Source organism: Streptomyces sp. NPDC059567, from assembly GCF_042735655.1.
Classification (GTDB): domain Bacteria; phylum Actinomycetota; class Actinomycetes; order Streptomycetales; family Streptomycetaceae; genus Streptomyces.
Genome location: NZ_JBHWBS010000046.1, coordinates 24,048 through 35,929, shown reverse-complemented (window position 1 = coordinate 35,929; position 11,882 = coordinate 24,048). Strand labels below are relative to the sequence as shown.

General features: G+C 72.1%; 12 protein-coding genes. 7 read left to right on the top strand and 5 right to left on the bottom strand.

All coding sequences use genetic code 11. The annotated features are described in order from the left end of the window. Positions 1-183 precede the first annotated feature (183 nt). From ACFVZW_RS21120 to ACFVZW_RS21100, 5 genes are all read left to right on the top strand, one after another. Positions 184-1,410 (top strand): sensor histidine kinase, encoded by a 1,227-nt coding sequence (locus ACFVZW_RS21120; RefSeq protein WP_384523419.1) that lies wholly within the window; start codon positions 184-186, stop codon positions 1,408-1,410. Then, entirely contained in the window at positions 1,407-2,072 is a 666-nt protein-coding gene (locus tag ACFVZW_RS21115; protein ID WP_383560898.1) for a response regulator, read from the top strand. The genes ACFVZW_RS21120 and ACFVZW_RS21115 overlap by 4 nt, the downstream gene beginning before the upstream one ends. A gap of 168 nt (positions 2,073-2,240) precedes the next feature. Further along, complete coding sequence (locus ACFVZW_RS21110; RefSeq protein ID WP_384523417.1) at positions 2,241-3,530, top strand: cytochrome ubiquinol oxidase subunit I; 1,290 nt, start codon at positions 2,241-2,243, stop codon at positions 3,528-3,530. A gap of 9 nt (positions 3,531-3,539) precedes the next feature. After that, a complete protein-coding gene (locus ACFVZW_RS21105; protein ID WP_384523415.1) occupies positions 3,540-4,319 on the top strand; it encodes a cytochrome d ubiquinol oxidase subunit II in 780 nt (259 codons plus the stop codon). Positions 4,320-4,349: 30 nt separating this feature from the next. After that, complete coding sequence (locus tag ACFVZW_RS21100) at positions 4,350-6,527, top strand: MMPL family transporter (protein WP_384523413.1); 2,178 nt, start codon at positions 4,350-4,352, stop codon at positions 6,525-6,527. 67 nt (positions 6,528-6,594) lie between these two features. On the opposite strand, the gene ACFVZW_RS21095 is transcribed toward ACFVZW_RS21100, so the two are convergent. Both ACFVZW_RS21095 and ACFVZW_RS21090 read right to left on the bottom strand, forming a co-directional pair. Then, positions 6,595-7,761, bottom strand: coding sequence for an AI-2E family transporter (locus ACFVZW_RS21095; RefSeq protein WP_384523458.1), 1,167 nt, complete (start codon positions 7,759-7,761; stop codon positions 6,595-6,597). 342 nt (positions 7,762-8,103) lie between these two features. Continuing rightward, entirely contained in the window at positions 8,104-8,298 is a 195-nt protein-coding gene (locus ACFVZW_RS21090) for a DUF3046 domain-containing protein (RefSeq protein ID WP_329115157.1), read from the bottom strand. A gap of 79 nt (positions 8,299-8,377) precedes the next feature. Here ACFVZW_RS21090 and ACFVZW_RS21085 point away from each other — a divergent pair, with 79 nt between their 5' ends. Continuing rightward, the gene (locus ACFVZW_RS21085; RefSeq protein WP_384523410.1) at positions 8,378-9,307 is read left to right on the top strand and encodes a hypothetical protein; all 930 of its coding nucleotides are present in this window, start codon (positions 8,378-8,380) and stop codon (positions 9,305-9,307) included. Between the two features lie 63 nt (positions 9,308-9,370). Here the strand turns inward: ACFVZW_RS21085 and ACFVZW_RS21080 are convergent, their stop codons facing one another. The 3 genes from ACFVZW_RS21080 to ACFVZW_RS21070 all read right to left on the bottom strand — a co-directional run bounded on the left by ACFVZW_RS21080 (position 9,371) and on the right by ACFVZW_RS21070 (position 11,362). Beyond that, the gene (locus tag ACFVZW_RS21080; RefSeq protein WP_384523408.1) at positions 9,371-9,679 is read right to left on the bottom strand and encodes an AzlD domain-containing protein; all 309 of its coding nucleotides are present in this window, start codon (positions 9,677-9,679) and stop codon (positions 9,371-9,373) included. Next, positions 9,676-10,434, bottom strand: coding sequence for an AzlC family ABC transporter permease (locus tag ACFVZW_RS21075; protein WP_384523406.1), 759 nt, complete (start codon positions 10,432-10,434; stop codon positions 9,676-9,678). Before ACFVZW_RS21075 ends, ACFVZW_RS21080 begins: the two co-directional genes overlap by 4 nt. Before the next feature lie 97 nt (positions 10,435-10,531). Continuing rightward, a complete protein-coding gene (locus ACFVZW_RS21070; RefSeq protein ID WP_384523404.1) occupies positions 10,532-11,362 on the bottom strand; it encodes an AraC family transcriptional regulator in 831 nt (276 codons plus the stop codon). Between the two features lie 90 nt (positions 11,363-11,452). Between ACFVZW_RS21070 and ACFVZW_RS21065 the strand changes: the two genes are divergently transcribed. Further along, positions 11,453-11,882, top strand: a 430-nt coding sequence (locus tag ACFVZW_RS21065; RefSeq protein ID WP_384523402.1) for a DEAD/DEAH box helicase, incomplete at its 3' end; no start/stop codon positions are given.

Below are 11,882 nucleotides of genomic sequence, written 5' to 3'. Positions count from 1 at the left end.
ATCGCTTCATGTGAAAGACGCTAACCCCTGCCACTGACAACGGGCCCCGCCGTCCCTCCGACCTGTGGATAACTCGCCCACAACCCCGCGATTCCAAGGGCCGGAATCCCATAAGAATGCATGTTCGATTTCAGTGTCAAGCGCACCACGCAGGGCCTGCCGCACCCGCCTATCCTTCCTGACATGGCCCTCCCCTTCCGCGTCCGACGCGGCCGAATGTCGCCGCGGGCCGCCGATGTCGTCGTGGCGCTGGTCGTCACCCTCGTCGTGGTCGTCTGGACGCTGGTGTCCGCTCAGTACGCGGACGAGCCGGCGGGCCGTACCGCCGTCGGCTGGGCGCTGATCGCGGTCGGGTGCGGGGCGCTCTGCTTCCGGCGCCGGGCTCCCGTCACCGTCGCGGTCGTCACGCTCCTCGCCTGCATGGCCTACTACCCCGTGTCCGCGCAGGACGGGCCCCTGATGATCGCCTTCGCGCTCGCGCTCTACACCACGGCCGCCGAGGGCCGCTTCGCCGCAGCCGTCGCGCTCGCCGCCGTCACGCTGCTCGCCGTCGGACTCGGCGAGATCCGTCAGTCGCCCGGACACCGTCAGATCGATGACACCTCGCTCGCGATGCTGGCCGGCTGGCTCATCAGCCTGGTCGCCGTCGGCCGTGCCCAGCGGACCCGGCTCGCCTATCTGCGCGAGGTGGAGCAGCGGGCGCTCGCGGCCGAGCGCGAGCAGGAGGCGCGCGCCCGGCAGAGCGCCACCGAGGAGCGGCTGCGGATCGCCCGGGAGCTGCACGACGTCCTCGGCCACAGCATCTCGCTCATCAACGTCCAGTCCGGTGCGGTGCTGCACCGGCTCGGCAAGAAGCCGGATCCCGATGTCGCGCTGGCCGCGGCGGAGGAGGCGCTGCAGGCCGTGAAGGCCACCAGCAAGGACGCGCTGCGCGAGCTGCGCGCGACGCTCGGCGTGCTGCGCCAGGCCGACGAGGCCGCGCCGACCTCGCCGACCTCCGGGCTCGCCCTGCTCGGCGAACTGGTGGAGCGGGCGAGGAGCACCGGCCTCGACGTCCGTACGGAGCTGACCGGGACGCCCGTTCCGCTGGCGCCGCCGGTCGATCTCGCCGCGTACCGGATCGTGCAGGAGTCGCTGACCAACGTCACCCGGCATTCCGGGGCCCGTACCGCCACGATCGCGCTCGACTGGCATGCGGACGAGCTGCGTCTGCGGATCGAGGACGACGGCGAGGGGGCTCCGGAGGAGCAGCCCCTGGGGAGCGGCATCCGCGGTATGGCCGAGCGTGCCCGGGCGTTCGGCGGCGATCTGACCGTGCGCAGCACCGCCGGAGGCTTCCGGGTCGACGCCCGGCTGCCGGTCGAGGCTCCGGCATCCACGACCACCACGTCCAAGGGGGACCCTCGATGATCCGCGTCGTACTCGCAGACGACCAGACACTGGTCCGGGCGGGCTTCCGCTCGATCCTGGCCGACGAGGACGACATCGAGGTGGTCGGGGAGGCCGGGGACGGCGAGCAGGCGATCACGCTCGCCCGCGAACTGCGCCCGGACGTCGTCCTCATGGACATCCGTATGCCGGGCCTGGACGGTCTGGAGGCCACCCGCCGGATCACCGCCGACGCCCGGCTCGAAGAGGTCAAGGTGGTGATCCTGACCACCTTCGACGTCGACGACTACGTCTACGGAGCGCTGCGCGCCGGAGCGAGCGGCTTCCTCGTGAAGGACACCGAGCCCATGGAGCTGCTGCACGGGGTACGGGTGGTGGCACGCGGCGACGCGCTGATCGCCCCGGCCGTGACCCGCCGACTGATCGCGGAGTTCGCCGGCCGCTCGAAGCAGCCGGACCCCAGCCCGCGCCTGAACGCACTCACCGAGCGGGAGCGCGAGGTGATGGGCCTGGTGGGCGCGGGGCTCTCCAACGACGAGATCGCTCAGCGGCTCGTCCTGTCCCCGGCGACCGCGAAGACGCATGTCAGCCGGATCATGACCAAGCTCGACGTCCGGGACCGGGCGCAGCTGGTGATCCTGGCGTACGAGTCGGGGATGATCACGCCCGGCTGGCTGGGGTGACAGAGGAGTCCCCCGAACCCCGGGCTTGACCACCGCCCCCTAGGGGGCACGCACGCGTGGGCGCAACTCCTGGGGTACGCGCGCGTGGGGCGGCGCAACCGCGGGGGTACACGCACTGTCCACCGCCGGGCGACGCCGTCCCGGTAGCCGTACGCCGACGCTGGCTGCGTGAATCCAGACGTCCTCGATCTCGCCCGGTTGCAGTTCGCCCTCACGGCGGGCGGCCACTTCCTCTTCGTCGCCCTCACCCTGGGGCTCGCGACCGTCGTCGCCGTCGTCCAGACCGTGGCGACGATCGGACGGAAGCCTCTGCACGCGCGCATGGTCCGGTTCTGGGGCCAGCTGTACGTCATCAACTACGCGGTCGGGATCGTCACCGGCATCGTGATGGAGTTCCAGTTCGGCATGAGCTGGAGCGGACTCACGCACTACGCGGGCAATGTCTTCGGCGCCTCGCTCGCGGTCGAGACGATCGTCGCGTTCTTCGTCGAGTCGACGTTCCTGGGTCTGTGGATCTTCGGCTGGCACCGCTTCAACCGGTGGGTGCATCTGGCGATGATCTGGGTCGTCACGCTGACCGCGTACGTCTCCGCGTACTGGATCCTCGTCTCCAACGGCTTCCTCAACAACCCGGTCGGGCACCGGACCGAGGGCGGCAAGCTGGTCCTGGACGACCCGGTGGCCGTGCTGACCAACCCCTCGGCGCTGCTCGCCTTCGGGCACGTCTTCGCCGGGGCGCTGCTGACGGCCGGCTTCTTCGTCGCGGGTGTGAGCGCGTACCACCTCTTCCGGCGCACGTCCGAGCGGGAGTTCTTCGGCCGGAGTCTGCGGATCGGCGTGTTCCTCTCCTTCCCCGCCCTCATGGTCACGGCTGCCTTCGGTGGCATCCAGCTGGGATCGCTGCGCACCCTCCAGCCCATGAAATCGGCCGTGTTCAGTCAGAACACGGCCGATATCGCGCGGATCCAGGCGGATATGGTCACCCGCTTCGGTCCCGGCGACTACATACCCTCCGAGGCGTGGACCCGCGGCGGCGGTCTGGTCATGCTCATCTGCTTCGGCCTGATGATGTACTTCACCCTCGCCGGCGTGATCCTGGCCTGCTTCAAGAAGGTCGTCTTCCGCTTCCGGCTCTGGCATCTGACCCTGATGGCCGCGGTGCCGCTGCCCTATCTCGCGATGATCAGCGGCTGGGTGTTCCGTGAGGCGGGCCGCCAGCCCTGGGTCGTGTACGGGCTGCTGAAGACCGAGGACGCGGTCTCCGAGCTCTCCCCCGGCGCCATGCGTGCCTCCCTGATCGTCTTCACGACCCTCTTCGCGCTGCTCGTCGTCCTCAACGCCTGGCTGCTCGCCCGGTGGGCGCGCCGGGGCCCGGTCGACGAGGGCCTCGGCCACGACGACCGGGGCGGGCCCGAGGACGAGGACGCCGCCGACTCCCTGCCCGCCACGAGCTACTGAGGAGCCGACGTGGAATCCCTCGCCATCGCCCTGCTCGCCTTCTTCGCCACCGGATACTTCGTGCTCGCCGGCGCGGACATCGGGACCGGGATGCTGACCCCGTACCTCGGCCGCACCGATCACGAACGGCGGCTCGTCATCGCCTCCTTCGCGCCCTTCTTCCTGGGCAACGAGGTGTGGCTGATCGCCACGGCCGGTGTGTTCGTCGGCTGCTTCCCCGATCTCGAGGGGGAGCTGCTGACCGGCCAGTTCGCGGTGCTCGTCCCGCTGTTGACCGGCTGGATCGTCCGTGACATCGGGCTGTGGTCGCGCGGCCGAGGCCGTGGCCGCGTCTGGCGCGCGGTGTGCGACGGGGCGGTGGTGTGCGGCAGTTGGACGGTCGCGCTGGCCTGGGGCTGGCTGCTGGCCGCGCTCCTCACCGGCACGCCGGACGAGACCGCCACCGGCCCGGCGGCGCTCCTCATCGCCCTCGCCACGGCCGCGCTCTTCGCCGCGCACGGGCTCGGCTTCGCCACGCTCCGGCTGACCGGCCTCCCGTACGAACGCGCCCGCCTGCTGGTGGGGCGGACGGGCCGTCCCTGGCAGTCCTTCGCCCTCACGGCCGCCCTCCTGGGGCTGCTGCCGCTGCTCGCCGGAAGCGCGCTCCCGCTCACCGATCAGGCGGCGGACGGCGCGACCCTCACCCTCCTCGTCCCCGCGCTGCTCGTCGTCACCCCGTTCCTCGTCGCCGCCCAGGCGTGGACCTGGCGGACATTCCGGCACCGGGTGACCCGCCCTTCGTACCTGTAGCCGCTCCAACTCCCAGAAGGAGACACGACCATGACCGTCACGCGGGACACCGATCCCACGGCCGACCCGGCGAACCCTCCGACCCCGACGACCCGGCGGGGCAGCGTCTTCGAGCGCCTGGCCGCCTTCTCGTACCGCCACCGCTGGTCCGCCGTGCTGCTATGGATCGTGGTCGTGGCCGCCGCGACCGGTGCCTCGACGATCGCCGGCAGCGCCTACCACAACGACTTCTCGCTTCCCGGAACCGATTCCCAGGCGGCGCGGACCGTCCTGGAACGGCACGGCTCTGCGCAGGCCACGGACGCGACGCTGCAGATCGTCGTCAAGGACGAGGACGGCGTCCGCGAGAAGACGGTGCACGCGCGCGTGGAGGGGCTCCTCGACAAGGTCGAGCGGCTCCCCGGCGTGACCGACGTCCGCAGTCCGTACGAGGACGGGGCCGCCGTCTCCCGGGACGGAACGGTCGCCTACGCCACCGTCACCCTTGACGGCGAGGCGGAGAACACGGACCGCACCGAGGTACTGAAGATCATCGAGACCGTGCGCGCGGCGCAGGGCGACGGTCTGACCGCCGCTGTCGGCGGCGACGCGGCACGCGGCGCCGAGGAGGGCGGAGGCGGCGCGGCCGAGGGCGCGGGAATGCTCGGCGCGCTGGTCATCCTGGTCTTCCTGTTCGGCTCCCTGGTCGCCGCGAGCCTGCCGGTGGTCACCGCGATCTTCGCCGTCGGCAGCTCGATCGGGCTAATCGCGCTGGCCTCGCACCTCGCCGACGTCGCGGACTTCACCCCGCCGATCATGATGCTGGTCGGTCTCGGCGTCGGCATCGACTACGCGCTACTGATCTTCTCCCGCTACCGCGGCGAGCTGCTGCACGGCGCCGAGCCCGAGCGGGCCGCCCGGACCGCGCTCGACGCGGCGGGCCGCACGGTGTTCTTCGCGGGCTGCACGGTGATCATCGCGCTGATGGGTCTGGTCGCGCTCGGGCTCGGCTCGCTCCAGGGCGTCGCCCTCGCCGTCGCCCTGACCGTCCTGGTCACGATGGCAGCCTCGCTCACCCTGCTCCCGGCGCTCCTCGGGATCTTCGGACGGCGGATCCGGCGCCAGGTGGCCAAGCGGGCGGCGAAGTCGGCGCGCCCGGAAGGCGCCCGGTGGCGCGGCTGGGCGACGGCGGTGCAGAAGCGGCCGTGGGCGGCGCTGCTCGTCTCCGTCGCGGCGCTCGGCGCGCTCGCCGCGCCCGCGCTCGACATGCGGCTGGGCTTCGCCGACGCGGGCAACGACGCCCCGGCGAAGTCCAGCAGGCAGGCGTACGACCTGCTGGCCGAGGGGTTCGGGCCCGGCTTCAACGGACCGCTGATCGTGGTCGCGGACGGCGGCGGCGAGCGCACGGCGGTCGCCCTGCGCCAGGCCCTGGAGAAGACCGACGGCATCGCGGCGGCCACCGCGCCGATCCCGACGAAGGACGCCTCCGTCTCGACCGTCATCGCCTTCCCCGATTCGGCCCCGCAGGCCGAGGAGACCTCGGAGCTCGTCGAGCGCCTGCGCTCGGACGTCCTGCCGCCGCTGGAGCGGGAGACCGGCGCCGATCTGCTGGTCGGCGGGCCGACGGCGGCGACCGAGGACTTCGCGTCCACCGTCGCCGACCGGATGCCGCTGTTCGTCGCGATCGTCGTGGGTCTCTCCGCGCTCCTGCTGCTCCTCGTCTTCCGGTCCGTGCTCATCCCGGTGAAGGCCGCGCTGCTCAACCTGATCAGCATCGGGGCGGCGCTCGGGGTGATCACCCTGGTCTTCCAGCACGGTTGGTTCGGGGTGCAGCCCGGTCCGATCGAGGCGTTCATCCCCGTCATGATCTTCGCCATCGTCTTCGGTCTGTCGATGGACTACGAGGTCTTCCTGCTCTCCCGGATCCACGAGGAGTGGGAGCGCACCAAGGACCCGCAGGGCGCGGTCCGGGAGGGTCTGGCGGCGACGGGCAAGGTCATCACGGCCGCCGCGGCGATCATGATCGTGGTGTTCGCGGCCTTCGTCCTGAGCCCCGACCGGATGCTCCAGCAGTTCGGGCTCGGCCTGGCCGTGGCGATCCTGCTGGACGCGGTCGTCATCCGCTGTCTGATCGTGCCGGCGGTGATGCAGCTGCTCGGCCCTCGCGCGTGGTGGCTCCCGGCCCCGCTGAAGCGGGTCCTGCCGACGGTGCGGCTGGAGCGCGACTGACACCCGCCCTGCGGGGGGGGGCGCCCGGCCTGCGGGGGGCGCCCGGCCTGCGGGCGGGCGTGCAGGGTCAGGCGCCGTCCTGGGAGGGCGATTCCTCCCGGGGCGGCGTCGCCCCCTGTCCGTGGTCCTTCCGCTGGTTCAGCGCCTTCTGGAGCCGGGCGACGACCGCCTCTCCGTAGCGCCGGTGGCCGTGGACGCGCGGATCGTCGGTGACGTCGTACCGCTTCACATAGGCGCCGAGGAACGCCTGCAGGGTGGCGACGGCCGGGATCGCGATCAGCGCGCCGACGGCGCCGAGCAGCGCCGTGCCGGCGATCACCGAGCCGAAGGCCACCGCCGGGTGGATGTCCACGGTCTTGGACGTCAGCTTCGGCTGGAGGACGTAGTTCTCGAACTGCTGGTAGACCACGACGAAGACCAGCACCCACAGCGCGTACCAGGGGTCCTCGGTGAACGCGATCAGCATGGGCAGCGCGCCCGCCAGATACGTACCGATGGTGGGGATGAACTGCGAGACCAGGCCGACCCAGACCGCGAGCGCGGGAGCGTACGGCACCCCGAGGATCTCCAGCAGGATGTAGTGCGCGATTCCGGAGATCAGCGCCATCAGGCCGCGGGAGTAGAGGTAGCCGCCGGTCTTGTCGACGGCGATCTCCCAGGCCCGCAGCACCTCGGTCTGGCGGGCCGGCGGCAGGACCGAGCACAGGGCGCGGCGCAGCCGGGGCCCGTCGGCCGCGAAGTAGAACGAGAACAGGAAGATCGTCAGCAGCTTGAAGAGACCGCCGAGGACGGTGGCGGAGACGTCGAGGACACCGGTGGCGCTGTTCTGCACGTACTTCCGCAGCCAGTCGGAGCGGAGCACGCTGTCCTGGACCTCGACCCGGGACAGCTCCGTGTGGAACGTCTGGTTCATCCAGTTGATCAACGAGTCGAGGTACTTGGGGAAGTTCTCGACCATGTCGACGATCTGGCCCGCCAGCATCGACCCGAGCAGCACCACGAAGCCGACGCCGACGGCCATGACGGTGAAGAAGACGAGGAACGTGGCGAGGCCCCGGCGCATCCCCCGGGCGGCCATGCGCCCGACGGCCGGTTCGATGGCGAGGGCCAGGAAGAACGCGACCAGGATGTTGACGAGCAGCCCGATGAGCTGGTGGAAGGCCCAGCTGCCGAGCTGGAAGCAGGCGTAGAGCGCGAGGGCGAGCAGCAGGGCGCGCGGCAGCCAGCGGGGCATCCGCGCGGCGGATCCGGCCGAGGTGGGTCCGGCGGCGGGTGGTCCGGCCGCGCCGGCTCCGGCCTGGGCCGAGGGGGACGGGGAGGCATCCGGCGCGGAGGACGGGGCGGGCACGGACGGCACGGACGGCACGGACGCGGCCACCGGGGCACCGCGCACCTCCGCGCGCACCGCCGGCCCCGGCTCCGGGGCTCTCGCGGTCACGGTCTGGTCGGAGGTCCCGCCGATGGTCGCGTCGAAGGTCCCGTCGGGAGTCGTCTTGTCGGTCTCGTCGGTGTCGTCAGTCGGAGCCACCCCGCCAGTCTCGCGTACGGCGCGGACATCCCGCCCCGGCCGGGGGTCTCAGCGCTTGTCGGCCGGTACGTCGACGGCCGAGCAGACGGCCCGCCACACGTCCTTCGCCTCCCAGCCGGCGTCCAGTGCCTCGCGCACCGTACGGCCGCCCAGTTCCGACATCACATGGTCCCGCGCGAAGGACTCGGCGTAGGACGCACCGAAGTGGTCCGCCATCCGCTCCCAGAAAATCGTCAACCGCATGAACCCAGTATCCCGCCCCCAAGAGTGCAGCCCGGTCCGTATGTCTTGTCACACGTCCTGCGCGGCCTACCGTCGGACCATGGCTGGAACTCCTCTCGCGGCTCCGCGCCCGACGCTCCTCGGGCGCGCCGAGCACTTCATCTGGCTGACGGCGCGCGTGCTCGAACAGCGCCGGTTCGCCTATCACTTCCTGCGCGGCGGGGCGGAACCCGTCGAGGTCGCCCTCAACGCGTACCTCAACGAGGACGGAGGTTACGGACACGCCCTCGAACCGGATCTGCGCGGCCCCGTCAGCCAGCCGCTGCACACCGGGCACGCGCTGCGGATCCTCGACTCGATCGGCCGCTGCGGCGGGCTGAGGGTCGAGCGGATCTGCCGCTACCTCACCGACGTGTCCACGCACGAGGGGGCATTGCCGGCGATCCATCCGTCACTGCGCGGCTACCCCGCCGCTCCGTTCGTCCCGATCGTCGACGACCCGCCCAGCGCCCTGCTCTCCACGGGCCCCGTCGTCGGGCTCCTCCACCGGAACCAGGTGTGGCACGCCTGGCTGTTCCGTGCCACCGAGTTCTGCTGGTCTGCGGTCGAGTCCCTGGAGAAGTCCCATCCGTACGAGATCCAGGCCGCGGTCGCCTTTCTCGACGGGGTCCCGGACCGTTCGCGGGCTCAGGCGGTGGCGGACCGGCTCGGTCGGCTGGTGCGGGAGCAGCGGCTGGCGGTCCTGGATCCCGAGCGCCTCGACGACTTCCCCGTGGCACCGGGGTACGCACCGGGCGAGCACCACTTTCCCTACGAGTACGCGCGCGTGCCGGACTCTTTGGCCCGCCGATGGTTCACGGACGAGGAGATGGCGCGGTCGCTGGACCACCTCGCCGCCGCCCAGCAGGAGGACGGCGGCTGGCCGGTCACCTGGCGCCGATGGGCCCCGGGAACGGCACTGGAGGCGCGTCCGATGATCACCATCGAGGCGTTGCGCACCCTGCGCGCCCACGGCCGCCCGATCGACTGACGGCATCGCGCACGGGGGACCCGCGCCTGCCACGCGCACCGGGTGAAGGCCTGCGGGCGACCGTCACCCGCCCAGGGCCCTCACTCCCGCGGTGACCAGCACCGCCGCGGCCACGACGACCAGGAAGGGCGCTCGCAGGACCAGGGCGACGGCGGCCGCCGCGACGCCCACGACGCGGGCGTCCAAGGTGAGCACGCCGTCGGTGCTGAAGGTCTGCTGGGCGGTGAGCGCCGCCAGCAGGGCGACCGGCAGCAGGGCGGCGAGCCGCTGGACAAGCGGGCGTTCCAGCGCGCCGGCCGGCACGAGGAGCCCGACCAGCTTCACGAGGTAGCAGCCGACGGCCGTGAGGCCGATCGCGATCCAGACACTCATCGGTTGTTCTCCTCACTGGTCTCATCAATCCCGTCGGCCTCATCGGCCCCGCCGATCCGGCGCCCCCGCAGCCACAGCACGGCCGGCGCGGCGAGCGCCGCCCCCAGGACCGGGACGCCCGCCGGGAGGACGGGCAGCAGGCCGAGGCCGAGGACGACGGCGATCCCCGCGGTGTACCGCTCCGTCGCCGTCTTCAGCATGGGGGCGAGCAGGGCCAGGAAGACGGCCGGTCCGGCCGCGTCCAGACCCCAGGCGTCGGTGTCGCCGATGGCTTCCGCACCGAGGGCGCCCAGCAGGGTCGTCAGGTTCCACAGCACGTAGAGCGTGAGCCCGGTGACGGTGAACCCGATCCGGGCGGCCCGTCGCGTCGGCTGCGCGAGCGCCACCGCCGCCGTCTCGTCGATCACCCACTGGGCGGCGAAGGGCTTTGCGGCGCGCGGCAGAGCGAGGAGCTGCGACAGCCGCAGCCCGTAGAACGCGTTGCGCGTGCCCAGGAAGAACGCTCCCGCCGCGGCCGTGAACGGGTTTCCGCCCGCCGCGAGCGCCCCCACCAGTGCGAACTGCGAGGCACCTGTGAAGACGAGCAGGCTGAGGACGCAGGTCTGGAGCAGGCTGAGTCCGGATCCCGCGGAGGTCACTCCGAAGGCGAAGCCGGAGAGACCGACGGCGATCCCGACCCCGAGCGCGTCGCGTACGACGGCCGAGTCCGCCTTGGTGCTCTCCCGTATGACTGGGGTTGCTGTCTGTTCTGCCACGTGAGAGACGTTACGAGCCCCGGCCGCCGGCGGTCTTGTACGTTCTTGCGCCCGCTGCGTTCCCGCATGCCGCAGAACTCCTGTGCCCTCTCCGGTTCTACGTTCCGGTCCCCCGCGCGCGCTGGTACGCGCCCGGCGGGACGCCGACGCTTCGCGTGAAGTGCCGGTTGAGGTGCGGCTGGTCGGTGAAGCCGACGGCGACGGCCGCCTCCGCCGGCGTCGTGCCCGCGTCCAGCAGGCGCCGCGCCCGCCGCACGCGCGCGTCCGTCAGCCAGGTGTGGGGCGGCATCCCGTACGTCTCCCGGAAGGCCCGCAACAGGGCGAACGGGCTGGTGCCGAACTCGGCGGCGAGACGCTCCAGGGTCGGCGGGTCGGCCATCCGCTCCTCCAGGACGGCACGCGCGCGTACCGCGTTGCTCGCGCCGGCCGAGCGCGGTGTCGGCGGCGACACCAGGCGGCCCCCGTGACTGCGCAGCATCCTCGCCGTGACCAGCCGCAGCAGGCTGTCGGCGGCCAGCGCGTTGCCCTCCTCGGCGGCCCGGTGGACCCCGATGACGAGCTGCGCGGCGTACGGATCGTCCACGACGGGTTCGGTGAAGCCGACGGACCCCCGCAGCCCGATCGCGTCGGCCGCGATCGACCGGATCACCTCCGCGTCCGGATAGATCGTCCGGTAGGTCCAGCCCTCCGGGACACCCGCGTGCCCGGTGTGCGGGGTGTCGGGGTTGACCAGGGCGATCTGCCCGGGCCCCGCGTGCACGAGCTCGTCGCGGTAGTGGAACGCCTCGACACCCTCCGTGATGGCGGCGAACACGAAGGTCTCGTGGGTGTGCCGGGCGAAGGCCTTGCGGACGTAGTGGGCATGCAGCAGATCGACGCCGGGCAGCTCGGAGTACTGCCAGTACCGTGCCCGCTCCCCACTCGCCATACCTCCATTCTGCGCCACCGGCCGCTTCGGCATCGAGCGGGTTTCCCCAGGTCCGGGCGGTTGTCAGTGACGGGGTGCACGATGGGTGGCATGGTCAGGTCTGCGCTCGACTCGTTCTCCCCCGCGACCCGCGGCTGGTTCACCGGGGCCTTCCGCGCGCCCACGTCGGCGCAGGAGGGTGCCTGGCAGGCCATCGGCGCGGGCTCGGACGTCCTCGTGGTCGCCCCGACCGGATCCGGCAAGACCCTGGCCGCCTTCCTCGCCTCCCTGGACCAGCTCGCCTCCACCCCGCCGCCCGCGGACCCCAAGAAGCGCTGCCGGGTGCTGTACGTCTCCCCGCTGAAGGCGCTCGCCGTCGACGTCGAGCGCAATCTCCGCTCCCCGCTGACCGGTATCCGCCAGGAGTCGGGGGGCGGGCGGGGGGCGCCGGCGCGGCCCGCGGGCGGGGACCGCGCCCGGGGGCGCCCCCCCCCCCCCCGCCCCGCGCGGGGCACACAGCCCCCCCCGCACCAGGAGACAA